At 66.2% G+C, this 22583-nt stretch carries 19 protein-coding genes; 9 read left to right on the top strand and 10 right to left on the bottom strand.

Translation table 11 applies throughout. The features are described 5' to 3' along the window. The first annotated feature begins 4 nt into the window (after positions 1-4). Positions 5-1291 (top strand): LLM class flavin-dependent oxidoreductase, encoded by a 1287-nt coding sequence (locus V6F88_RS01000; protein ID WP_332607515.1) that lies wholly within the window; start codon positions 5-7, stop codon positions 1289-1291. A 63-nt stretch (positions 1292-1354) separates the two neighbouring features. Here V6F88_RS01000 and V6F88_RS00995 read toward each other — a convergent pair whose 3' ends face one another. From V6F88_RS00995 to V6F88_RS00985, 3 genes are all read right to left on the bottom strand, one after another. Then, positions 1355-1552, bottom strand: coding sequence for a hypothetical protein (locus V6F88_RS00995; RefSeq protein WP_332607514.1), 198 nt, complete (start codon positions 1550-1552; stop codon positions 1355-1357). A gap of 188 nt (positions 1553-1740) precedes the next feature. Beyond that, a complete protein-coding gene (locus V6F88_RS00990) occupies positions 1741-2760 on the bottom strand; it encodes a lipoprotein N-acyltransferase Lnb domain-containing protein (protein WP_332607513.1) in 1020 nt (339 codons plus the stop codon). Continuing rightward, entirely contained in the window at positions 2747-3430 is a 684-nt protein-coding gene (locus tag V6F88_RS00985; protein WP_332607512.1) for a MarC family NAAT transporter, read from the bottom strand. Before V6F88_RS00985 ends, V6F88_RS00990 begins: the two co-directional genes overlap by 14 nt. 394 nt (positions 3431-3824) lie before the next feature. Here V6F88_RS00985 and hutG point away from each other — a divergent pair, with 394 nt between their 5' ends. Next, positions 3825-4628: an N-formylglutamate deformylase gene (gene hutG / locus V6F88_RS00980; protein ID WP_332607511.1), complete on the top strand. Its 804-nt coding sequence runs from the start codon at positions 3825-3827 to the stop codon at positions 4626-4628. 206 nt (positions 4629-4834) lie between these two features. Here the strand turns inward: hutG and V6F88_RS00975 are convergent, their stop codons facing one another. Next, positions 4835-5395, bottom strand: coding sequence for a DUF4952 domain-containing protein (locus tag V6F88_RS00975; RefSeq protein WP_332607510.1), 561 nt, complete (start codon positions 5393-5395; stop codon positions 4835-4837). A 2-nt stretch (positions 5396-5397) separates the two neighbouring features. Then, on the bottom strand, positions 5398-6402 hold the full coding sequence (locus tag V6F88_RS00970; protein ID WP_332607509.1) for a LysR substrate-binding domain-containing protein: 1005 nt from the start codon (positions 6400-6402) through the stop codon (positions 5398-5400). A gap of 93 nt (positions 6403-6495) precedes the next feature. Here V6F88_RS00970 and V6F88_RS00965 point away from each other — a divergent pair, with 93 nt between their 5' ends. After that, a complete protein-coding gene (locus V6F88_RS00965) occupies positions 6496-10236 on the top strand; it encodes an ABC transporter ATP-binding protein/permease (protein WP_332607508.1) in 3741 nt (1246 codons plus the stop codon). Here V6F88_RS00965 and V6F88_RS00960 read toward each other — a convergent pair. Then, the gene (locus tag V6F88_RS00960; RefSeq protein WP_332607507.1) at positions 10208-12847 is read right to left on the bottom strand and encodes a penicillin G acylase; all 2640 of its coding nucleotides are present in this window, start codon (positions 12845-12847) and stop codon (positions 10208-10210) included. The genes V6F88_RS00965 and V6F88_RS00960 overlap by 29 nt on opposite strands. A gap of 153 nt (positions 12848-13000) precedes the next feature. On the opposite strand from V6F88_RS00960, the gene V6F88_RS00955 reads away from it, so the two are divergent. Together V6F88_RS00955 and V6F88_RS00950 are read left to right on the top strand one after the other, a co-directional pair. After that, positions 13001-13933, top strand: a complete 933-nt coding sequence (locus tag V6F88_RS00955; protein WP_332607506.1) for a LysR family transcriptional regulator — start codon at positions 13001-13003, stop codon at positions 13931-13933. A 353-nt stretch (positions 13934-14286) separates the two neighbouring features. Next, entirely contained in the window at positions 14287-16185 is a 1899-nt protein-coding gene (locus tag V6F88_RS00950) for an ABC transporter ATP-binding protein (protein WP_332607505.1), read from the top strand. Positions 16186-16256: 71 nt separating this feature from the next. Here the strand turns inward: V6F88_RS00950 and V6F88_RS00945 are convergent, their stop codons facing one another. Further along, the gene (locus tag V6F88_RS00945) at positions 16257-16880 is read right to left on the bottom strand and encodes a LysE family translocator (protein ID WP_332607504.1); all 624 of its coding nucleotides are present in this window, start codon (positions 16878-16880) and stop codon (positions 16257-16259) included. A gap of 142 nt (positions 16881-17022) precedes the next feature. Here V6F88_RS00945 and V6F88_RS00940 point away from each other — a divergent pair, with 142 nt between their 5' ends. Beyond that, the gene (locus V6F88_RS00940) at positions 17023-17505 is read left to right on the top strand and encodes an Lrp/AsnC family transcriptional regulator (protein ID WP_046804771.1); all 483 of its coding nucleotides are present in this window, start codon (positions 17023-17025) and stop codon (positions 17503-17505) included. A 12-nt stretch (positions 17506-17517) separates the two neighbouring features. On the opposite strand, the gene V6F88_RS00935 is transcribed toward V6F88_RS00940, so the two are convergent. Beyond that, positions 17518-18195: a DJ-1/PfpI family protein gene (locus V6F88_RS00935; protein ID WP_332607503.1), complete on the bottom strand. Its 678-nt coding sequence runs from the start codon at positions 18193-18195 to the stop codon at positions 17518-17520. Between the two features lie 90 nt (positions 18196-18285). On the opposite strand from V6F88_RS00935, the gene V6F88_RS00930 reads away from it, so the two are divergent. Continuing rightward, positions 18286-19173: a GlxA family transcriptional regulator gene (locus V6F88_RS00930; RefSeq protein ID WP_332608908.1), complete on the top strand. Its 888-nt coding sequence runs from the start codon at positions 18286-18288 to the stop codon at positions 19171-19173. Further along, positions 19170-19616 (top strand): hypothetical protein, encoded by a 447-nt coding sequence (locus V6F88_RS00925; RefSeq protein ID WP_332607502.1) that lies wholly within the window; start codon positions 19170-19172, stop codon positions 19614-19616. Before V6F88_RS00930 ends, V6F88_RS00925 begins: the two co-directional genes overlap by 4 nt. A 64-nt stretch (positions 19617-19680) precedes the next feature. Here the strand turns inward: V6F88_RS00925 and V6F88_RS00920 are convergent, their stop codons facing one another. Beyond that, the gene (locus V6F88_RS00920) at positions 19681-20403 is read right to left on the bottom strand and encodes an SDR family oxidoreductase (RefSeq protein ID WP_332607501.1); all 723 of its coding nucleotides are present in this window, start codon (positions 20401-20403) and stop codon (positions 19681-19683) included. After that, complete coding sequence (locus V6F88_RS00915) at positions 20400-21395, bottom strand: Bug family tripartite tricarboxylate transporter substrate binding protein (RefSeq protein ID WP_332607500.1); 996 nt, start codon at positions 21393-21395, stop codon at positions 20400-20402. The genes V6F88_RS00920 and V6F88_RS00915 overlap by 4 nt, the downstream gene beginning before the upstream one ends. 146 nt (positions 21396-21541) lie before the next feature. Between V6F88_RS00915 and V6F88_RS00910 the strand changes: the two genes are divergently transcribed. Further along, on the top strand, positions 21542-22582 hold the full coding sequence (locus tag V6F88_RS00910; RefSeq protein ID WP_332607499.1) for a cyclase family protein: 1041 nt from the start codon (positions 21542-21544) through the stop codon (positions 22580-22582). The last annotated feature ends 1 nt before the right edge of the window (position 22583 follow it).

Genomic DNA, 22583 nt, shown 5'->3' with positions numbered 1-22583 from the left:
CACCATGTTGCACCTGAACCTGTTCATCTTCGGCTGCGGCCACCACCGCGCGGCTTGGCGCCATCCGGCCTCGGCTGCTGAACGCCTGGGCGACATCCGCTATTACGAATCGCTGGCGCGCACGGCGGAGCGCGGCAAGCTGGACGCCATTTTCTTTGCCGACGGCCAGTCCACCGACAACATCGGCGACGGCCCGCGCTGGTACCTGGAGCCGCTGACGACCATGGCCGCCATCGCGCGCGCCACCACGCACATCGGCTTGATCAGCACGGTATCCAGCACCTTTTTCACGCCGTTCCACGCGGCGCGCATGGTGGCGTCGCTGGACCACATATCGGGCGGACGCATGGGTTGGAACGTCGTCACCTCGATGTTCGACGCCGAAGCCCGCAACCACGGCTTTGAAGCCATGCCGGGGCACGACTGGCGCTACGCGCGCGCCGAAGAATTCGTGGACGTGGCATTGCGCTTGTTCGATTCGTGGAAGGATGACGCCCTGGCCATCGATCGCGACGGCGTCTATGGCGTGCCCGAGCGCGTGCGCCCGATCCACCACCACGGCGACCACTTCGTGGTAGACGGCCCGCTAACCGTGCCGCGCCCGCCCCAAGGCCACCCGGTCCTGTTCCAGGCCGGCGCATCGGACCAGGGCCGTGACTTGGCCGCCCGGCGAGCTGAAGCGATATACGCCGTGGCCTACGACCTGCCGGCCGCGCAATCGTATTACCGCGACATCAAGCAACGCGTACGCGCCGCCGGGCGCACCGCCTTCGTGCCCATCATGCCGGGGCTGGTTACGTACGTGGGATCAACCGAAGCCGAAGCCCGCGCCAAGCAGCGCGAACTGGACGAGTTGCTGCCCAGCGACGCGTCGCTACGGCAGCTGGGCACCTTTGTGCTGCAGGATTGCAGCGCCTGGGAGCTGGATGCCCCCGTGCCCGCGCTGGTACCGCTGCCTGAGTTCACGGGCCCCAAGGGCCGCTACGCCACCATTTTGCGCATCATCGAAACCGAACAACCTACCGTGCGGCAACTGCTGGGACGCCTGGCGGCGGGCGGCGGCCATTGCACGATGGTGGGCACGCCGGAGCAAATCGCGGACCGGATGGAGCATTGGTTCCGCAACGAAGGCGCCGACGGTTTCAACCTGATGCCGCCGTCGTTGCCGGCCGGCATCGACGACTTTGTGGAACAGGTGGTGCCGGTGTTGCAGCGGCGTGGCTTGTTTCGTACGGACTACGAACACACAACGCTGCGGGGACATCTGGGGCTGGAACGGCCGGCGGGGTAGGCAAAATCGACGCCCGAAACATCATGCGTTGACGGCGGTGTAAACCGCTTGCAACGCGTGGGGCTAGCCGACGGAAGGCGCCGGTGCCGGCTGCACGTGCTTGGGCAATTGCGCTAGACGCCGCCGCTCTTGGGCGGCCGCTTTTCGATTGACCCGTTGCGTCGCGAGCAGGTCGTACAACACGACGCCAGGGTGACGGAACAGCATGGCGCCAATGGCGACCGCAAGAATGCAGGTAATGACCAGCGTCAGCCAAAGCATCTGACGCCCTCCTTAAAAAACCTACCGGTTCGGATACCGGATGAAAAATCGCGTTCAGAAAATTAACATCTGCACGCTGGAAGGTAATTTACTGCATAACCATGAAATTGGCGTGAAATGTGCACTGGAAAACACTGTTCCGTAACGCGGAGAAACTGCTCCCTTGCGCGGAGGGGTCGTCAACGGCGCTACGGACCTTCGCTTCTGATCCGCCTCGAAAACCCCACCGCATCGTCACCCGGCGCCGACAGAGCCCCTACCGCCGCCCGCTTGCGTAGCATGTCCAGCGGCCCGTGGGTGTCCAGGCCGCCCTGCTCGTAGAGGTATTCGGGCAGATAGCCCGACAGCAGCAGCCGGTAGTCCAGCGGCAGGCCGGGCACGATGGCGTTGACCATGTGATAGACCAGCGTGGTGCAGTTGGCGGTGACCGTGTGGTAGAAGCGCGGCGTGGTGGTCAGGGCGTTGGCCGTGTCCACGTAGGACAGGAACAATTGGCGCATGGCGTCGGGTGGCATTTGTACCGGGTACAGGTAGACGCTTTCGCCACGCGGCCCGGCTCGGACATACAGGATGTCGCGCTCTTCGGCGGCCACGACGCTGAGTTCGAATTGCTTGAAGAAGCCGCCTATTTCCGAGAACTGCTCGCCGCGTTCCTTGCGGATTTCAACCGAGAAGACAACGTGGCGGCCGTCGGCAAAGCCGAAGGACACCAGCGTATGGGCAATGGCCGGGCCGTCCCAGTACGACAGCGCCATGTCGACGGACACCAGCTGGTTCAGATCGTATTGGCGCGTTTCCCAGCGCACGGTGTAGTCGTCGTCGGCACGCCAATCAAAGTTGCGGACGTTTTCCAGGGTGACGACGGAGCCTTGCACGGACCCGCGCAACATGCGGGCCACGTCGTCGGCCCAGATGCGGTCGTTGGATGGCGCCAGCGTTTGCCACCAGGCACAGAGCAACGCCAGCCCGACCACGTAGGCCCAGCCGGCACGCCGCCGCCACGCGGTGGCGCGCCACACGGCAGCGATCGCCGCCACGCAAAGCGCCGTCCACGCGACGCAGGCGACGCCCTTGCCCCAGGCGCCGCCGGGCGCCTGATAGGCCAGCGCCAGGCATCCCCACAACGCGGACGCGGCCAACAGCAAAGTCAGCAACGCGCGTCCCACCATGGCCGCCGCGCGGCGCACCGCCCGCTTAGCCAACGGCATGACCACCCACGATTTCCATGACGCCGTTGATGACGAATTGCACGCCCATGCACACCAGCAAAAAGCCCATGACGCGGGAAATGGCCTCGACGCCGCTTTGTCCGATCACGGCAACGATACGGCCCGCTGATCGCAGGCACACCCAGAACAACAGGCCCAGCAACGCGAACACGATGACCGGCGTCACGGCGACGACCCACGGCGCGTATTGCGGCGTGATGGAAGCATCCACCGACGCCGCGCCGCTGATGATCATGGCGATGGTTCCCGGCCCCGCCGTGCCGGGCAAGGCCAAAGGCACGAAGGCGATGTTGGGCGTTTGCCGTGTCTGGGCGTCGGCGGCGGCTTCGGCGGCCAAAGTGCGCGGCTCGGCGGGCGGAAACAGCATGCTGAAGCCGATACTGACCACGATCAGGCCGCCCGCGATGCGCAAGCCGGGAATCGATATTCCAAAGGTATGCATGATCCACGCGCCGGCGTAGTACGTGACCAGCATCACCCCCACCACGTAGAACGCCGCTTGCGTGACCTGGCGTTCGCGTTCCTTGTAGGGAATCTGCGCGCCCAGCGACAGCAGCAGCGTCATGGAAGTCAGCGGATTGGCCAAGGGCAGCATCAGCGCCAAGCCCAGGCTGATCAGCTTGCCCAGTTGGATCAGGTCATCAATCATGGAACTCCTGATAAAAAAATGCGCAATTCGCGACAGGCGCCTTGCCGGGCGCAACGGTTCAATCGTGTAGTGCCCGCTACCTTACACACTTCCGGCTGCGTACGGCGCCATGTCAGGCGCCCTGCCAGGCGCAATGGCGGCCCGCCTCGCACCGATCCGCTTCACGAATCCATGATTATCAACGTCTATTAAACTGCTGCAATTGTCGCGGTGGCGCGCGTTGCCCAGGACCGGCGCTAAACACAGGCGCGAAATACAGGCGCAACACACGGGCGCCAGACACGGGCGCCAGACACGGACGCCAAACACGGGCGCTAAACACGGCGCCAAACACGGCGCCACACCGCAACCGTGAAGCTTGCCGCATTTTTATTTTGTGACCCGGAGTTTTCCCTTGAGCGATCTTTTTCATTTCAGCCGTGGCACCGCTCCCCTGCTGATCTCCATTCCTCACCTTGGCAGCCAGATTCCCGATGCGCAGCGCCCGCAGATGACGCCGCTGGCCTTGCAGTCCGGCGACACCGACTGGCATCTGGATACGCTGTACCAATTTGCGCAGGCGCTGGGGGCGTCGGTGCTGGGCGCGCGTTATTCGCGCTACGTGGTGGACCTGAACCGCCCGCCCAACGATGAAAGCCTGTATCCCGGCCAGACCAAAACCGGCCTGTGCCCGACGCAGACCTTTCGCGGCGAAGCGCTGTACCAGAACGAAGGCGTGCTGACCGACGCCGAGCGCGCGCACCGCCTGCAAACCTATTGGCAGCCGTATCACGCCCAGCTGCGCAGCGAACTGGATCGCATCAAGGCCGAGCACGGCACCGTGCTGCTGTGGGAGGCGCATTCCATCGCCAGCGTGCTGCCGCGCCTGTTCGAAGGCAAGCTGCCCGACCTGAACATCGGCACGTCCGACGGCGCGGCCTGCGCGCCCGACATCCTGGCCGCCGTGCAGGCGCAACTGGACAGCTGCAAGGACTACACCTGGGCGGTGAACGGACGCTTCAAGGGGGGCTACATCACGCGTCACTACGGTTCCCCGGGCGACAACGTGCACGCCATCCAACTGGAAATGTGCCAGTCCACCTACATGGACGAAACGTATCCCTACGGCTACCGCCCCGACCTGGCCGACAAGGTCATCCCGGTGGTGCAGGCGATGGTCGGCGCTGCGCTCAAGCAGACGACGGCGCGTCGCGGCTGAGCGCTGACTTTGGCTTCCTGGCCGGCGGGCGCGGCCGGCTCGTCGCCTGCACCGGACGTGGCGCCGCTTGATGCGCGCGCATGATGGGCGCGCATGATGGGCGCGCATGACGCCGCGCATGAACCGGGTGTCGGACCCGGGCGTCGGACCCGGGCGTCGGACCCGGACGTCGGACCCGGGCGTCGGACCCGGGCGTCGGACCCGCGCTAGGGACTCTTGCGGATGATGCCGACGCTGACGTTGAAGCTGGAAATCTGGCCCCACTGTTCGCGCGGTAAGCGTGGCGTTTCGACGCCCATGCCGATGTCGTAGGCCACGCCGCCGGGTCCCGCGCGCCAAGCGAACGGGGCCGGGCTGGCCCAGCCGCAGCAGACATATTCCAGCGCGGGCATGCCGAATTCGTGCATCAGATAGCCTTCCAGCTTGGCGGCGAATGAACCGCTGACGCGATAGTGCGCCTGCATCGGCTGGATGTAGGAATCGTCGTCCTGCTCGCAGCCCAGGTATTCAAGATAGACCGGCTTTTTGCCCAGGGTTTGCAGAAAGTCCTGGCACGGCGTGTCGGGCGGCGCCACGCCGGCGGCTTGGTCGCTGGCATCCCACCGTACCAACGCAACGTCGGAAGAAGCGCCGTCAGTTGCGCCGTCAGTTGCGCCGGCCGTTGCGCCGGCCGTTGCCCCGCCCGCCGCAACGCTCAGCCACAACCCGAAACACCCGACTGCCAGCGCCCCGCGAACGTGGCCCGCCCCATACCCGTTCGATCTCATCGTCATTTCCTTGCAGCGCCCGCCGCATCTCCCACACGCCAGCCCTGCGGCGCCCCATGATGCTGCGCATCAAGCTTGCCGCGCCCTTCCTCGGCCAGGAATTCCACCAGCGCGGGCAGCGATGCGTCCATGGGGCGATTAGCGTGCACCCGCATGACATAGCCCCACGACCCAGGCATCCGCAAATGCGGCACCAGCGGCACCAGCCGGCCGCTGGCCAGGTCTTCGTCGATCAGCGGCGCTCGGCCCAAGGCAATGCCCACGCCCGCGGCGGCGGCGGCCACCACGGTGCTCAGCCCGCTGAGCACCATCGGTTCCTGCCAATCGGACTCCGCCAGCCCCAGGCGCGGGCTCCAGGTTCGCCAATCGGTTTCGGGGCTGTCAATGTGCTTTTCCTCCAGCCAGCGATGCCGCAGGAACACGCGCGGGTCGTTGCGGTCGGCTTCGGGGATCAAGGCCGGGCTGCACACGGGCACCACGGTTTCGGTCATCAGCGCGATGTCGCCGGCCTCGGCCACATGCGGCCCGCCGGTGCGCACGTGCAGAAACGCCAGGTCGATGTCCTGGCTTTTCCAGGCGGGATCCTGGCTGGCGTGCAGATAGACCTGCACGCCGATGTCGGGGTGCAGTTCGATGAAGCGGCCGATGCGCGGCGCCAGCCACAGCGCCGCCAGCGACGGGTTGGCCGACACGTTCAATGTGTAGCGGCGCTTGCCCCGCGCCGTGGCGCGGACCTGGCGGCAGGCGGTGTCCAAAAGGGTCAAGGCCTGTTGTACGGAAGCCAGAAGCTCGCCGCCCGCCGGGGTGGTTTCGGCGCGGCGTACGGTGCCGCCGCGCCGCAACAGCGATACGCCCAGATCCGCCTCCAATGCCCGCAGCTGATGGCTGACCGCGCTCTTGGTGACATGCAGTTCGGCAGCCGCGCGGCTGAGGCTGCCCAGGCGGGCAACGGCTTCAAAGGCACGCAGGGCGGCCAGGGGCGGCGTGTGGCTGGGCTGATCGGACATGGGTTGAGTTTATCTCAACCCATGATTGAAAAACACTCGCTATCGCGAAGCCGGCGGATCAGCGACCATGCTGGCTCTGGATGGAGCATAGACATGTATTTCGACTCTCGGTTGTGGCGCTTGACGGCAGGATTGCGCGCCGGCATGGCGGGCGGCATTTTCCTTGGCCTGCTGGCGCTTGGCGCGGGCATTGCGCGGTATGTCTTCCTGGGCCAGTTGCTGGCCCGCGTGTTCAACGGCGCACCCTGGCAAGACTGGATCACGCCCGCGCTGTGCGTGGGCGCGATGGTGCTGCTGCGCGCGCTGTTCGACCACTGGCGCACCGTGCAGGCCAACCACACGTCTGCGCAAATACAGCAAAGCCTGCGCGGCAAGCTGTATGACCGCATCGTCGCGTTGGGACCCGCCTGGTTTGCCAACCAGCGTACCGGCGGCGTCATGTTGACGGTGGTCGATGGCGTCGAGCAGCTGCAAACGTTTTTCGGCCAGTACCTGCCGCAAGTGGCCATCGCGGCCGTCGCGCCCTTTGCGATCTTTGCCGTGATTGCGTTCTGGGACGTGCCCACGGCGCTGGTGTTTCTGGCGGCGGCACTGTTCGCCCTGTTCGGCCCCATGGCCGTGCACATGCTGGACCGCCGCGCCAGCCAGGCACGCACCCGTGCGCTGAATGCGTTCGGCGAAGACTTTCTGGATGCGGTGCAAGGCCTGCCTACCTTGAAGTCTTATGGGCAGGGCAAGGCGTGGGGCCGGCGGTTGGCCGAGCGCGCCCGCAGCCTGTCCGACAACACGTTCTGGGTGCTGTCGGTCAGCTTGCTGACGCGCGGCATCAGCGATCTGGGCGTGGCCCTGGGCGCCGCCCTGGCGCTGACCCTGGGCGCGTGGCGCGTCGCCGCCGGTGACATGAGCGTGGAAGCGCTGCTGATCGTGCTGATGGCCGGCACCGAGATTTTCCGGCCGTTGCGTGACCTGCGCTCGGTCTTGCATCGCGGCATGCTGGGCCAATCCGCGGCGGTCAGCATCCATGCGTTGATGGATGCGCAACCGCTTACGCCCGTGCCTGTGGCCGCCACCTCGTCCGTGCCCGCCTCCGTGCCCGGCTCCGTGCCCGCCTCCGTAGCCCGAGACGGCGCACAAGGCGACCGCGCCGTCGCCGCCGCTCCGGCATCCGGAAAGCTGGCGCCCACGATCGAATTCGACGACGTGGCGTTCGCCTACACGCCCGAACGCCCAGCGCATCAGGGGCTGGCGTTCAGCATCGCGGCCGGCGAACGGGTCGGCGTGGTGGGCCCCAGTGGCGCGGGCAAGTCGACCATCGTGCGCCTGCTGCTGCGCGAATGCGTGCCGCAGGCGGGCGTCATCCGCGTCGGCGGGCACGACGTCAACACGCTGGACACCCAAACGCTGCTGTCGCAGATCGCGCTGGTCAGCCAGGACATCACGCTGTTTCACGGCACCATCGACGACAACCTGCGGCTGGGTCGGCCGGACGCCACGCATGAACAGGTGCGCGCCGCCGCCCGCGCCGCGAATATCGATGACTTCATCATGGCGCTGCCCGCCGGATATGCCACGCGTATCGGCGAGCGCGGCCTGCAATTGTCGGGCGGCCAGCGCCAGCGCGTGGCCATTGCCCGCGCCCTGTTGCGCGACGCGCCGATCCTGATCCTGGACGAAGCGCTGTCATCGGTGGACACCGAAAACGAAGCGCTGATCCAGCAGGCGCTGGACCGCCTGATGGCGGGCCGCACCACGCTGATCCTGGCGCATCGGCTGGCCAGCGTGATCGGCGCCGACCGCAACCTGGTGCTGGACCACGGGCGCATCGTTGAAGCCGGCCCGCACGCGCAGTTGATGCGGCAGCGCGGGTTGTACTACCGGCTGATGCACGAACAAGCCGAGGCGCACGAGAACCCGTCGGCGGGGGTGGGGTTCGCGGCGCGGCAAGGCATGGAAGCGGGCAATGACGCAGCCGCCAACACCACCCACACCCGCGCCGCCGACCCCGCCAACCCCGTGCAAGACAACGACGACCGCACCCAAGGCCCTGCCCTGCGCCCGCTGGACGCCGACGCCCAACAAGTCGGCTGGCGTGCCACGCTAGGCACACTGTTGTCCGTGGTCAAGCCATGGCGCGGCACGTTGACGGCCACCATCCTGCTGGGCGTGGCGCGCGTGGCGGCCTTTATCGGCGTCGGCGTGTTCAGCGCCCTGATCGTGGCCGCAATCCGCGACGGCCGCGATATCGGCGGCCTGGTGGCGGGCCTGCTGGTCTGCGCGCCACTGGCCGCGCTGTTCCATTGGCTGGAGTCATGGTTGGCGCATGCGATGGCGTATCAGTTGCTGGCCGACATGCGGGTCAAGCTGTTCGACAAGCTGGAACGGCTGGCGCCCGCCTACCTGTTGCAGCGCCGTTCTGGCGACCTGGTGGCACTGGCCACGCAGGACGTCGAAATGGTCGAGTATTTCTACGCGCACACCATCGCCCCGGCCATCGTGTCGGTGCTGGTGCCGCTGTCGGTGCTGGGCTTTTTGGCCGTTTACAGCTGGCCGGTAGCGCTGGCGCTACTGCCCTTCCTGGCCTACGCGCTGATCTCGCCCGTGCGCGGCCGCCGTCACGTTGACGCCCTGGGCGACAAGGCGCGCCAGGCCTTGGGCGAAATGAGCGCGCACGCCACGGACACCATCCAGGGGCTGGCTGACCTGACCGCATTCCAGGCCACCGGCCGCCGCCGTGCCGAATTCTTGAAAGTAGCCGACGCCTACCGCGTGCGGCGCCTTGCCATCCTGCGGGACCTGTCCAAGCAGAACGCCTGGTTTGAAGTGGCGATGGGCCTGGGCGGCTTGGCGGTGGCGGTGGTGGGCGCGTTGCAGGTGTCAGCCGGCGCACTGTCGGCCGGCATGCTGCCGTTGCTGGTGCTGATCGCCATGGCGACCTTCCTGCCCGTTTCGGAAATTTCGCAGGTCAGCCGCCAGTTGGCCGACACCATCGCGGCCACGCGCCGGCTGCACGTGGTCAGCAACGAACCCGAGCCCGTGGCCGACGGACCGCTGTCGCCACCTGTCGCTACACACGGCCTGGCGCTGGCGTTTGAACACGTCAGCTTCGCGTATCCCGGCAAAGCGGAAGACACGCTGAAGGACCTTAGCTTCAAGGTGCCGGCCGGCGCCACGGTGGCCATCGTGGGCGCATCGGGTGCGGGCAAAAGCACGGTGGCCAGTCTGTTGCTGCGCTTCTGGGACCCCCGCCTGGGCGCGGTCAAGCTGGACGGCATGGACGTGCGTCAACTGCAACTGGATGGCCTGCGCGAACGCGTGGCCCTGGTTACCCAGGACACCTATCTGTTCAACGACACGCTGGAAGCAAACATCCGGCTGGCGCGGCCCGAGGCCACGCCCGACGAGGTGGGGCGCGCGCTGGCCCAGGCGGCGCTGACCGACTTCGTCAAGCAGCTGCCCGACGGCCTGGCAACGCCCGTCGGCGAACGCGGCATGCAGTTATCGGGCGGCCAGCGCCAGCGCATTTCGATTGCGCGGGCCTTCTTGAAAAATGCACCCGTGCTGATTCTGGACGAAGCGACCTCGCACCTGGACACCTTGTCCGAGCTACAGGTGCGAGGCGCGCTGGACGCGCTGATGCAGCACCGCACGACGCTGGTGATTGCGCACCGCCTGTCCACCATCCGCAATGCCGACCTGATCCTGGTGCTGGACCGCGGCACGCTGGCCGAGGCCGGCACGCACGACCAATTGCTTGCCAGGCAAGGGGCTTATGCGCGCCTGGCAAGCCACCAGGGTGGGTACGCGGTCAGTAGCGCAACGTCTCTACCGACTTAGCGTTGGCGCGCACTTCGGCGGGCGTGAACCAGACACGCTTGCTGCCGAAGTCCCGATACATGTCGAACTGGTCACGCGTGTGCGCCGACGCCGTGCCGTCCGGGGCGACAAAGCCGCTTTGGCCCGGCGCCACCACGTCCACCGCCCGCACGCCCTTGCCGTCGAACACCGTCATGTTGTTTTCGGTGCCCCGGTTCTGGGTGGACGGAAAGCTCAGCACCGCCTTGTCGTCCGCCTGCGGCACGCCCAGGAAGTTCTTGGGCGCAAACACCATCGGCGCGGCCGGGATGCGCCACGCGGCCGGGTCCTGTCCATAGGTCTTTTGCAAGTTGGCCAGGGCTTCGTCCAGTGCGGCAAGGGTCACGGATTCCGGGCGCTTGCCGTTGAAGAAGTCGTAAGTTTGCGGCACGCCGGCAGCGGGGCCGGCCAGCGCGTTGAACAACACCTTCACGCCCACCGTCAGGTTCAGTGACCCCACGGCCGGCGCGGCCGGCGTGGGGTACCCGGTAGCGCTGTACCACTTGAAGAAGTCGGCCGGCATGTCGTCGGCCAAGGTCGCGCGCAGCATGGCGCGCAGCCACGCGTCCATCACGGCCGGGCCGTTGTTGTCGTAGTAGCCCGGCTGCTTGTCGCTGGTGCCCATGCCGTCCCAGGCGGTCAGCCCGGCCACCAGCTTGGCGCGGGCATCATCGGCCGGCAAGCCCGCCACCGCCCGTTGCAGGAACGGCAGGAAATGGCGGCGGTTCACGTCGGCGTAGCTGGTGGTGCGGATCAGGTCCCACATCTGCTGCGCGCTGACCTTGCCGCCGTTGGCCGTCATGGCTTTCAGCCGCGTTTCGATTTCGGCGTAGCGGTCGGCCTGGCCCCATACGATGGCGAACAGGTCGGTTGAAGGATAGCCGCGCATGGGCTGGTTGTTCCAGTTGCCGATAAAGCCCTGGCGCGGGTTGTAGACCTGCGGATTGGTGGCAAACGGCAGCATGCCGTCCCAGTCCATTTCGCCGGTGCCGGGCACGGGCAGGCGCGGGTCGTGGCCGGGTTTGCGCTTGGGATAAAAGCCGGTGTGGGCGTAGCCGATGTTGCCGCGATCGTCCGCGTAGTACCAGTTGATGGTCAGCGCGTGGCGCGCGGCCTGCTGCTTCCATTCGTCCCAATTGCGCACCTGCGTCTTGTGCGTCCAGGCCATCAGCGATTGCAGCTCGTAGCCTTCCCAGGCGCGCGCCTTGGCGTAGGCCACATGCTGCTTGTCGTCGAACTTGGTGACGATGCCGTGCACCGTGCGGTAGACGTCCATCAGCACCGGCTGGCCGCCCTTGACCAGGATAAGCTCGGTGCGCTTTTCCATCGTCTTCCATTGGCCGTCATGGAAATAACGGGTGCGGTCGGCGGGGTCGAGCTTTTCGGCATAGATGTCGACGTCGTCGCCAAAGCCTGCCGTCGAGCCCCAGGTGACGTGGGCGTTGTGGCCGAACAGGATGCTGGGATAGGCGAACGGGGTGTTGCCCACCACGTCGAACCCTGCGCCGTGCAGGCCGATGCCATAGGTGTAGGCGGGGTTCCACCAGCCGAATTGCGGGCCGTTCAACAAGATGGACTTAGCGTCCTTGGCGTGCTCGCGGCCCACGATCCACATATTGCTGGTGGTGGGAAAGCCGGCGATGCCGGGTTGGCCTGATTCAGCGAACTGCGCCAGCATGCGGGCTGGCGCGTCGGTGGCCACGTCGTTGGACTGGTCGGACAGCACACCGCGCGTTTGCGGGTCGCGCGCCACGCGTTCCAGCATGGGCGGCGTGCCGTCGTAGCGCGGCAAGGCGTACGACAGCTTGGCCGGCGCCGGCGCCCCGGCGGACGGGGTTCCCGGCTGATACACGCCCTCTTCTTCGGGCACGGTGGTGGGCGCGCGGCTGTCGGTCATCCAGCGCAGCTGGTTGAAGATCTGCATCGCGCGAGCCTCGCCGTGCCTGTCTTTCAAGGCGGTCAGCAGGGCAAGGTTGTCGACTTCGCTGTTGGCATCCGAGAACCGGTTGGCCATGGTGCCCACAAACACCATCGCCACGTCATAGGCCGTCCAGTTGGCCGGCTGAAATTGCAGGTCGTTGAATTCCTTGGGCATCAACGTGCCGGGATCGGCCCGCACGCGCGCGATCCACGCATTCATGCCGGCGGCATAGCCGTCCAGGATCTGGCGTTCGGAATCGGGCAGCGCGGCAAGCTGGCGCTGGATGCGTTCGGGCGAAAAGTTGCCGCGTATGGATTTGTCGAACGCCACCATTTTTTCGCCCAGCACTTCTGCGACCAGGCCCTGCGTGCTGCGGCGCGCCATCTCCATCTGGAACAAGCGGTCTTGCGCGACCGCGTAGCCGTAGCCGTAGAACAGGCCATACACCGTGTCGGCGTACACGTGGGGCATGCCGTAGCCATCGCGACGGATCGTGACGGCCTTGGACGCGGCGCGGGGCGCCTGACCGGTGGCGGCGGATACGGGCGCCGAGCCTTGCATGGCCGGCGGGGCGGAATTCGCGTTCCGGGATGGCTCCAGGGCCCAGGCCGGGGCCGCGCCCACGCTGGCGCAGGCCGCCAAGACGGCGGCCGACAACAAATGCTGCTTCATTGAATCTGTCTCCAAATTGATAAGCCGCGCCCATCGTGCGAGTGCCCGGGCGCGGGATGCGGCGCCTCTGCCGAGCGCCGTCGGGGACCATGATAAGAAGGCATTACTTATAATGCCAATGCATTTATGTCATGACTTTGATGCGGAAAGGTTATGGATTTTCAAAAGCTCAAGCACTTGCTGGCGGTGGTGGAATACGGCACTTTTTCGCTGGCGGCGCAAAAGGTGAATTTGTCGCAGCCCGCCTTAAGCCGCAGCATCCAGGCGCTGGAGGCCGAGCTGGGCTTGCCGTTGCTGGACCGTGGCACGCGCCAGGTCCACCTGACGCCTTATGGCGCCTGCGTGGCGGAACGCGCGCGCCGCATGCGCTTCGAAGAAGCCGAGCTGCAACGCGAACTCAAAGCGCTGCATAGCGGCGATTCCGGCACGTTGACCATCGGGCTGAGCCCAACGCCGGCCTCGTTGCTGCTATCGCCTTTTCTGGCGCACATGGCGGCCAATCGCCCGCAGGTGCGCGTGGGCGTCGAACTGGGCGCCACGGCCGCGCTGCTGGACATGCTGCGCGCGGAACGCATCGACGCCATGGTCTGCGATGCGCGCATGCTGTATGACGCCGCCGACATCGACACGCGCCCGCTGGCGCCGCTGCGCGCCGGCATGGTGTGCCGCCCCGGCCACCCGATCCTGGCGCACAAGCACGTGGGCATCGAACACATACGGCAGTACCCGGTGGCGTCCAGCACGTTAAGCCCCGAAGTATCGCTGCGGCTTGCCGAGACGCTGGGCCCGGGCGGCGCGCCCGAACAGATGGTCACCTTGCGTTGCGAAAACCTGGACCCGCTGGTGGACCTGGCGCTGCACACCGACACGCTGCTGCTGGGCGTGATTTGCGTAACGCAGCGTGAACAGCAAGCGGGGCAACTGGTCGAAGTGCCGCTGCCGCCCGACCCGCAGCGCCAAGGCCATTACGTATTGGCGCGCCTGGCCGGGCGCACACCGTTGACGGCGCAAGATGCGCTGTACGACTTCACGCAGCAATGCTGGGCCGGCTTCGCCGCCTTCCAGCCGCGCACCCGTCGCCGTTGAAAAAAACCCACATCGAAAGCGTGTGCGCGCGGCGCCCCGTTGATTCCCTTAACTCATCTCTATAGAATCAGCAATTCGGGCGTTTGCCCATTTCTTTTTCCCTCACTTCACTTACCGCCAGGGAGGCCGCATGATGTATCACCCCATGCCGTACGCCGTCCCGCGCGTGTCCCCGCGACGCCATTAAGTCGTCGCCCGCGCGGACCCATCGCTAGACCGTTACCTAGCGACTGGTCCTCCGTGCCCGCCCCAAACACATAAACGCAGTCGCCGGCGCTCATTGCGCCCGGCATGTCATTCCCTCTTTCATCACAAGGACATCCTGGCGTGTCTTGTGCCGCCAGGCCATTGTTATGGCTAGAAAAAAAATCGACTTACGAGGACAGGCCTTCAAGGACGTCCTGGGCTTTACCTTTCGGCATTGGGCCTTCCAACCGTGGCGCACGGTCGTCATCGTGCTGCTGGCCTTGCTGTCGGCCGTGGCCGACATTCTGACGCCGATGTATGCCGGCCGCCTGGTTGACGCCGTGGCGTCCGGCTCGTCCGGCGACGAACTGGCCTGGAGCGCCGCCATCACCGCCTTCTGGCTGTTGGTGGCGCTGGGCGTGGGCGGCACGCTGCTGCGCCAGGCGGTGTTCCAGAACATCATCACGTTCACGTTGAAGATGATGAACGGCATTGTGTCGAACGCCTTTTACCGGGTGCAGCGCTTTTCGACGGATTGGCATGCCAACAGCTTTGCGGGTTCCACCGTACGCAAGATCACGCGCGGCATGTGGGCCGTGGACATCCTGAACGACACGCTGCTGATCGCGCTGTTGCCGTCGGTGGTCATGTTGGTGGGCGCCACGGCGTTGTTGGGCGCGCACTGGCCGGTGATGGGGCTGGTGGTCGGGCTGGGCTCGGTGCTGTACATCGCCGTCACCGTGGCGCTGTCGCTGGGTTATGTGGCGCCGGCCGCGCGCCTGGGCAACGCCTGGGACACGCGCATGGGCGGCGCGCTGGCCGACGCCGTCAGCTGCAACGCGGTGGTCAAGGCATTTGGCGCCGAAACGCGTGAAGAGGTGCGGCTGGATCGCGTGGTGAACAAGTGGCGCAACCGCACGCGCCGCACCTGGGTGCGCGCGACGCTGAACGGCGGCATCCAGGGCGCGATGCTGGTGGCGATGCAGGCGGCCATCCTGGGCGCCTCCTTGCTGCTGTGGTCGCGCAACCAGGCCACGGTGGGCGACATCACGTTCACGCTCACGATGTTCTTCGTGCTGCAAGGCTATCTGCGCGACGTGGGCATGCACATCCGCAACCTGCAACGCTCGGTCAACGACATGGAAGAACTGGTGGCGATGGAACGCCAGCCCTTGGGCGTGGCCGACCGGCCGGGCGCGGGAACCATCCAGGTCAAGGCGGGCGAGATCCGTTTTGAAGACGTGACCTTTCGCTATGGCGCACACAACACGCCGCTGTACGACAAGTTCTCGGCGCGCATCGCGCCGGGCGAACGCGTCGGGCTGGTGGGCCATTCCGGGTCGGGCAAGACCACGTTCATCAAGCTGATCCAGCGTCTGTATGACGTGAACGAAGGCCGCATCACAATCGACGGGCAGGACATTGCCCAGGTGAAGCAGGCGTCGCTGCGCGGCCAGATCGCGATCGTGCAGCAGGACCCCGTGCTGTTTCATCGCACGTTGGCGGAGAACATCGCCTATGCCCGCCCCGGCGCCACGCAGGCCGACATCGAAAAAGCAGCCCGGCTGGCCAGCGCGCATGATTTCATCATGTCGCTACCGAAGGGTTACGACACGCTGGTGGGCGAACGCGGCGTGAAGCTGTCGGGCGGCGAGCGCCAGCGCGTGGCGATTGCGCGGGCCTTCCTGGCGGATTCACCCATCCTGATCCTGGACGAAGCCACGTCCAGCCTGGACAGCGAAAGCGAGGTGCTGATCCAGCAGGCCATGGACCGCCTGATGGTGGGCCGCACGACGCTGGTGGTGGCGCACCGGCTGTCGACGGTGCGCGCGCTGGACCGACTGCTGGTGATGGACCATGGCCGCATCATTGAAGAAGGCAGCCATGACCAGCTGATTCGCTTGAAGGGTGGCCTGTACCGGCGCCTGTTTGAACGCCAGGCCCTGGAACTGACCAAGGGCATGACGCCGGCTGAAATGCTGCAAGACGGCGCCACGCCCCCGCCCGTGCAAGAACAGGTGGACAACGACGACGTGGACACCGGGGAATTTGCTTTCGGCAAGTAAGGGGCAAGACGCGGAAAGCGGCCGGCGCGGGGCGTCTGGCCAATGCCCAACGTCCGCCCCGCTTCCCGGCTTCAGGCCGGGCGCTGCGCGAAGGTCAGGCGCAGGCCGAAGGCAATCAGCGCCGTGCCGAAGACCATGCCTTGCACCTTTTGGGCACGGGGGCTGGCAGACATCCAGCGCCCCACCGCCCCGCCCGCCAAGGCGCATATCACATCGAACGTCAGCCCCAAGCTGACGAGTATGACGCCCAGCACCGCAAACTGTTGCCCGATGGACCCATGCGCGGGCGACACGAACTGCGGCAGCAGCACCGAGCAAAACAGCAGGGCCTTGGGGTTGAGCACATTGGTCAACACGCCGCTTAGCAAGGCGGCGCCCAGGCCCTTGCCGCGCGCGGCCGGCTGGCCGGTGGCATCAAGCACGACTGGCTTGGCGCGCAACAGCTTCACGCCCAACCACATGAGATAACAGCCGCCCACCGTGCGCGCGGCGTCGAAGGCCCAGGGATGGGTCTTGAACAAAGCTGCCAGGCCCAACGCGGCCAGGGTCACGTGCGCGGCGCGTGCAAGGGCCAGCCCCACGGCCACCGCCAGCGCCTGCCCGCGCCCGCGCAGCACGCCCGTTTCCAGCAACAGGATCATGTCCGGGCCCGGCACCACGTACACAATCAGCAACGCCCCAAGAAACAACGCCATATCGGCCATATCCGCGCTCCCGCGTATGCTCTTCAACGCGGTGATTCTAGAGAAATCGGGCTAGCATGTGCTTGCGATTCATGCCAAGCAAACTATGATGGTTGGCACATTGCGCTAATAAACTATCCCTTTGCTAAATTCCATGCCAAAACATGAACTGGACGCCTACGACCGCCGCATTCTTGAAGCCTTGCAGAAGAACGGCCGCCTGACCAATGTTGAGCTGGCCGAGCAAATTGGCCTGTCGCCATCGCCCTGCCTGCGGCGGGTGCGCATGCTGGAAGAATCGGGCGTCATTCAGGGCTACGAAGCCCGGCTGGCGCCCGACGAAGTGGGCCTGGGCCTGACCGTATTCGTTGGGGTGAAGGTCGAGCGGCACCACGAGCGCGACGCCGAGCAGTTCCGCAAGGAAGTCAGCGCCCTGCCCGAAGTCATTGCGGCGCACCTGGTATCGGGCGAGTCTGACTTCCTGCTGCAAGTGGTGGTGCCGGACCTGCGCGGATACGAGCGCTTTTTGCTGGGCACGCTATTGAAGCTGACCGGCGTGAAAGACATCCGCAGCAACTTCGCCATTCAAACCGTCAAGCCCCAAAGCCCGCTTCCGCTGGACCACCTGAGCAAGTAGCCCACGCTGTCTTCACGACGGCATATTGGCCGCCGCCTGATCCACCCGCGCGGCGCGACGGTCAAAGCGCGCCTGCGACATCGCCAGATAACGCTCGACCACGGCGGGCTCGGAGGTGCGGGGCGTGCCGCCGGGGAACGGCGGTTTGGGGTCGTATTCGATTTGCAACTGGATCAGCTTGGCGACGTCTTCCCCGCATAGCGCCGCCACCACCTTCAAGCCCATGTCGATGCCCGACGTGACGCCACCGGCCGTGTAGATGTTGCCGTCCACGCACAAGCGTTCTTCGTTGGGGATCGCACCAAAGCGCGACAGCAGTTCGCGGGCGCGCCAGTGGCTGGACGCGCGCTTGCCGCGCAGCAGCCCCGCCGCGCCCAGCAACAACGAACCGGTGCAGATGCCGAACAAATAGCGCGCCGCCAAGCCCTGCTGCCGCGTGAAGGCCACCCAATCGGCATCGACGATGGCATCATCCGTGCCCGGCCCGCCCGGCACCACCAGCAGGTCGCATTGCCGTGCCGACGCCAGCGTTTGCGTGGGCACGAATTGCAAGCCGCGATCGCACCGTACCGGATCGCGGGTTTTTGCGACAAAATCCACCGTGAAGCCCGGCGCGTTCGCCAAGACCTCGTAGGGCCCGGTCATATCCAGCTGGGTCAGCCCTTCGAACAAGAGAAAATTCACATGCATGACGATGCTCCCTTGAAAACGCCAGCGTCCAGCATAGGCGGACGCGCCCGCGCCGGTGCGCCAGAAGCGGATGAATTTGCGCCACAACGCGTGCTGTTCCTGCTGTACGACGGCTTCCAGCCGCTGGATCTGGCGGGCCCCTGGCAGGCATTCACGTCCGCCAACGAAGAGGCCGGCAAACCGCTCTACCAACTGCGCACCATCGCGGCAACGCCGGTGGTCGCCACCTGGGAACAGGGCCTGCGCATGCAGGTGGATGGCACCTTCGAACACGATGCCGATGCACCGATCGACATGATGTTCGTGCCGGGCGGCCCGGGGGTGGACCGCGCCAGCGCCCACGCCGAAACCATGGCCTGGCTGCGACGCCGCGACGCCCTTGCCCCGCGTACGTGCAGCGTTTGCACGGGCGCCTTCGTGCTGGCCGCCGCCGGCCTGCTCAATGGCCGCGCGGTCACCACGCATTGGCGGTCCGCGGACCGACTCCGGCTGATGTATCCCGCGCTGCGCGTGCAAGACGACCGCATCTTCATCGAAAGCGGCAAGTACTGGACGTCGGCGGGGGTGACGGCGGGCATCGACCTGGCGCTGGCGCTGATCGAACGCGACTTTGGCGCGGCGCTATCGCAGCAGGTGGCGCGGCGGCTGGTGGTCTTCATGCGGCGCGATGGCGATCAGCGCCAATACAGCCAGACGCTGCGCTTGCAGGACCGCGTGTCCGCGCCGTTCCGGGACCTGGTCGAGAAGATCGAGGCAAAGCTGTCGGCCCGCTGGACAGTGGACGACATGGCCGATGCCTGCCATATGTCGCGCCGCACGTTCCAGCGTAAATTTGCCGCGCACTTCGGCGTGGCGCCCACCGAAGTGCTGCGGCGCTTGCGCCAGGAACGGGCCAGCGCGTTGCAGGCGACCGGTAAGATGTCGAAAAAATCGGTCCGGCAACTTGTCGGGCCACTCCACAACAGGCCCGCTCCATGACCACACCCGCTGCCCCTTACACGCCCTTGCGCCGTGCCGTTGCGCTGTTGGCCGTGGGCCTTGCCCTGCCGCTGCTGGCCGGTTGCGATGACCCCGCCGGCCCGCCCAAGCTGACCCTGGAACAGCGCTTGTTCAAGGACCTGACGCCCAGCCGCGAGTTCAAAGGCGATCTTAACGGCCAGCCGGTGCACCTGATCGTCAACGATTGCGAGGTCTACCTGAACGAAGCCGATCCGGAAAGTTCATCCGGCGCGCGTCGCTGGACCAAGGTATTGGAGCCGGAGTTCTACCCGTCGTTCATGGACTGCCAGCGGCAGTCGCTAAGCCGCGTGGGCAAGATGGTGGAAGCCGAGATCGGTGAAATGGCGATGGGCGCGGGCGGATGCTGCGCGACCGGCGGCCGCTTCCGTTCCTCGGATGGCCGCGTATGGAAGCCGCAATAGGCCGCGTGCGCCGCGCCCGGATGCCGGGCCGCGCCGCGCCGCGACCCCGGCGCCCCGACCCGCGTCAGCCGGCCAGACCCACCGACATCCCGCCGCAGACATACAGCAGTTGCCCGGTCATGAACCCCGCCTGCCGGTCCAGAAACATCGCGACGCTGTGCGCAACTTCTTCCGGCTGACCCACCCGCTGCACCGGAATGGACGCTTCCAAGGCCAGCGTCTTCGGCGCCCCCGGGGGGTTGGACTGGTTGAACAATTCAGTGGCGATCGGCCCGGGCGCCACGGTGTTCACCGTGATGCCGTCCGCCGCCAGTTCCAGCGCCCACGTGCGCGTCATGCCGGCCAGCCCGGCCTTGGACGCGCCATAGACCGTGCGCCCGCCCTTGCCCAGCGCCGCGCGGCTGCCGATATTGACCACGCGCCCGTACTTCGCCTCGCGCATCGCAGGCAGCAGCGCCTGTAGCAGCAGCACGGGCGCGGTCAGGTTCAAGGCCAGCGTGCGCTGGAGATCGGCCTCGGTCACGTCTGCGATATCCGCCACCTGAATCATGCCGGCGTTGTTCACCAGGTGCAGCACACGGCGCTCGGCCGCAAGCGCTTGCGCGGCCTGGCGCGTGGCGGCCGCATCGCCCAGGTCGACCGAACGGAAAGTCTCGCCCGGCAGCACCGCATCGGGCGGACGGCGGCTGAAATTGACGACCTGATAGCCGTCGCGAAGCAGGCGGGCGACGATGGCGCGGCCGATGCCGCGGCTGCCGCCGGTGACAAGTGCGATGGGCGTGTTCATTGCGCGGTGATTCCTTGGTCTTTGATGAGCCCGCCCCATTTCTTGCGCTCGGCGCGTTCGAAGGCGGCCAGGTCAGGGCCGAAAAGCGTACCGGGTTTTGCACCCATGGTGGCGAAATTCGTCGCCACGGCAGCGCTTTGCAAGCCGCTGCGCGCCGCCTCGATCAGCTGCTTGACCACCGGCGCCGGCGTGTCGCGCGGGGCATACAAGGCGAACCACGCCGTCACGTCAAAACCGGGCAAGCCGGATTCGGCAACGGTCGGCAGATTGGGCACCGACGCGTCGCGTTCGGCCGACGTCACGGCCACGCCGCGCACCAGGTTGCCGTCCTTGATCTGCGCCAGCGCGCCGGGCAGGTTGTCGAACAAAAGGTCCACCTGCCCGCCCGCCACGGCCGGCAGCGACGCCGACGTGCCCTTGAACGGCACGTGCAACATCATCACGCCCGCCATCGCTTCGAAGTAGGCGCCGGTCAGGTGCACCGACGAGCCGATGCCCGGCGACGCGTAGGTCAGCTTCTTGTCGGGCGACTGCTTGGCCGCGCGGATGACGTCGGCCACCGTCTTGTAGGGCGACTTTGCGCTGACGGCAATCACGTTGGGCGTGGTGGACACCAAGGCAATCGGCACCAGATCGCGTTCGGGATCAAACGCCATGTTGCTGTACAGGAACTGGTTGATGGTCTGCGTGCCGATGGTGCCCAGGCCCAGCGTGTAGCCGTCGGCCTTGGCGCGCGCCACGTAAGCCATGCCGATGTTGCCGCCCGCGCCGGGCTTGTTTTCGACCAGCACCGTCTGCTTGAGCCCGGGTTGCAAGGCATTGGCGATGGCGCGACCAAAGATGTCGGCGCCGCCGCCCGGGGGATACGGCACCACCACGGTCACAGGGTGGTCGGGATAGCCCGCGGCATGCGCCACGGGCAACGCCAACAGCGCCAGGGCGGCCAGCGCCAGCCGGCGCCGCCCGACGCGCGGGGAAACGGATTGGGTCATGAACTTGTCTCCTGTCGAACCCGCTGTTTGCGGATTTCTTTTGAATTGAACGAGGGCGAAAACGGCAGCTTGTTACGACGCCCGCTCAAAGTACGTAAATACGTACTATAGTTATAAAAACATAGAAATCGAATAGGAGACAAGCAATGAAACGCTGGACGCAACGCCCCGAAGGATCGACCTGGGGCGACTTCGGCCCCGACGACGAGTTGGGTCGGCTGAACCTGCTGACCGAGGAAAAGGTTTTGCAGGCGGTGCGCGAAGTGCGCGCGGGCAAGGTGTTCTGCCTGTCGCTGCCGCTGGACCTGCCTGGCGGCAACGTGCTCAACCCCCGCCGCCATGCACCCACGCTGAAACCCACGTTCCGTGAAGGCACGCCGTACCTGAACTTTGCGATGTCGCAGTTGCAGCCCGAGGCCGTTGACGTGCTGTCCGACGACCAGGTCACGCTGTCGATGCAATATTCCACGCAATGGGATGGCCTGTGCCACGTCGGCGCGCTGTTCGACATCCAGGGCGACGGCGAAGCGCGCCGCGTCTACTACAACGGCTACGCCGCGGGCGTGGACGTGTTTGGCGGCACTGACCCGGATACGTCGGCCGACGCCTGCTGCCCACCCGGCGGCTCGTTCGCGCGCAAGCTCAGCGTCAGCCGCTATGCCGAAAAGGGCATGCAGGGGCGCGGCGTGCTGGTGGACCTGGAACGCGCGTTCGGCCCGGGCCGCACCTTGGTCGGTCATGAGCAGCTGCAAGCGGCCATGCGCGAACAGAATGTGCAAGTAGAAACGGGCGACATGCTGGTGCTGCGCACCGGTTTTGCCGAACGCCTGATCGAAATGAACGGCCAGCCGGACCCGCACGCGCTTGAACAGACCGGCGCGGTGCTGGACGGCGCCGACAGCGCCTTGCTGGACTGGATCAGCGCCAGCGGCGTGGCCGCCATCTGCGCCGACAACTACGCCGTGGAATCGTACCCGGCCCGCACATCCGGCCCCGGCCATTCCATCCTGCCGCTGCATCACCATTGCCTGTTCAAGCTGGGGGTGCCGCTGGCCGAGCTTTGGTATTTGAAGGACCTGGCCGATTGGCTGCACGCCAACGGGCGCAACCGCTTCCTGTTGACCGCCCCGCCGCTGCGCATGCCCGGCGCGGTGGGTTCACCCGTGACGCCCATTGCCACGGTGTAAG

The sequence above is a fragment of the Achromobacter sp. ESBL13 genome, from assembly GCF_036668755.1.
Classification (GTDB): domain Bacteria; phylum Pseudomonadota; class Gammaproteobacteria; order Burkholderiales; family Burkholderiaceae_B; genus Achromobacter.
This window is presented reverse-complemented; position numbering and strand designations above follow the sequence as displayed.

Excerpts from the sequence above, each read along its gene's own strand:
- V6F88_RS01000 (WP_332607515.1), top strand. The coding sequence starts at position 5 with ATGTTGCACCTGAACCTGTTCATCTTCGGCTGCGGCCACCACCGCGCG.
- V6F88_RS00995 (WP_332607514.1), bottom strand. The coding sequence starts at position 1,552 with ATGCTTTGGCTGACGCTGGTCATTACCTGCATTCTTGCGGTCGCCATT.
- V6F88_RS00990 (WP_332607513.1), bottom strand. The coding sequence starts at position 2,760 with ATGCCGTTGGCTAAGCGGGCGGTGCGCCGCGCGGCGGCCATGGTGGGA.
- V6F88_RS00985 (WP_332607512.1), bottom strand. The coding sequence starts at position 3,430 with ATGATTGATGACCTGATCCAACTGGGCAAGCTGATCAGCCTGGGCTTG.
- V6F88_RS00975 (WP_332607510.1), bottom strand. The coding sequence starts at position 5,395 with ATGAGATCGAACGGGTATGGGGCGGGCCACGTTCGCGGGGCGCTGGCA.
- V6F88_RS00970 (WP_332607509.1), bottom strand. The coding sequence starts at position 6,402 with ATGTCCGATCAGCCCAGCCACACGCCGCCCCTGGCCGCCCTGCGTGCC.
- V6F88_RS00965 (WP_332607508.1), top strand. The coding sequence starts at position 6,496 with ATGTATTTCGACTCTCGGTTGTGGCGCTTGACGGCAGGATTGCGCGCC.
- V6F88_RS00960 (WP_332607507.1), bottom strand. The coding sequence starts at position 12,847 with ATGAAGCAGCATTTGTTGTCGGCCGCCGTCTTGGCGGCCTGCGCCAGC.
- V6F88_RS00955 (WP_332607506.1), top strand. The coding sequence starts at position 13,001 with ATGGATTTTCAAAAGCTCAAGCACTTGCTGGCGGTGGTGGAATACGGC.
- V6F88_RS00950 (WP_332607505.1), top strand. The coding sequence starts at position 14,287 with ATGGCTAGAAAAAAAATCGACTTACGAGGACAGGCCTTCAAGGACGTC.
- V6F88_RS00945 (WP_332607504.1), bottom strand. The coding sequence starts at position 16,880 with ATGGCGTTGTTTCTTGGGGCGTTGCTGATTGTGTACGTGGTGCCGGGC.
- V6F88_RS00940 (WP_046804771.1), top strand. The coding sequence starts at position 17,023 with ATGCCAAAACATGAACTGGACGCCTACGACCGCCGCATTCTTGAAGCC.
- V6F88_RS00935 (WP_332607503.1), bottom strand. The coding sequence starts at position 18,195 with ATGCATGTGAATTTTCTCTTGTTCGAAGGGCTGACCCAGCTGGATATG.
- V6F88_RS00925 (WP_332607502.1), top strand. The coding sequence starts at position 19,170 with ATGACCACACCCGCTGCCCCTTACACGCCCTTGCGCCGTGCCGTTGCG.
- V6F88_RS00920 (WP_332607501.1), bottom strand. The coding sequence starts at position 20,403 with ATGAACACGCCCATCGCACTTGTCACCGGCGGCAGCCGCGGCATCGGC.
- V6F88_RS00915 (WP_332607500.1), bottom strand. The coding sequence starts at position 21,395 with ATGACCCAATCCGTTTCCCCGCGCGTCGGGCGGCGCCGGCTGGCGCTG.
- V6F88_RS00910 (WP_332607499.1), top strand. The coding sequence starts at position 21,542 with ATGAAACGCTGGACGCAACGCCCCGAAGGATCGACCTGGGGCGACTTC.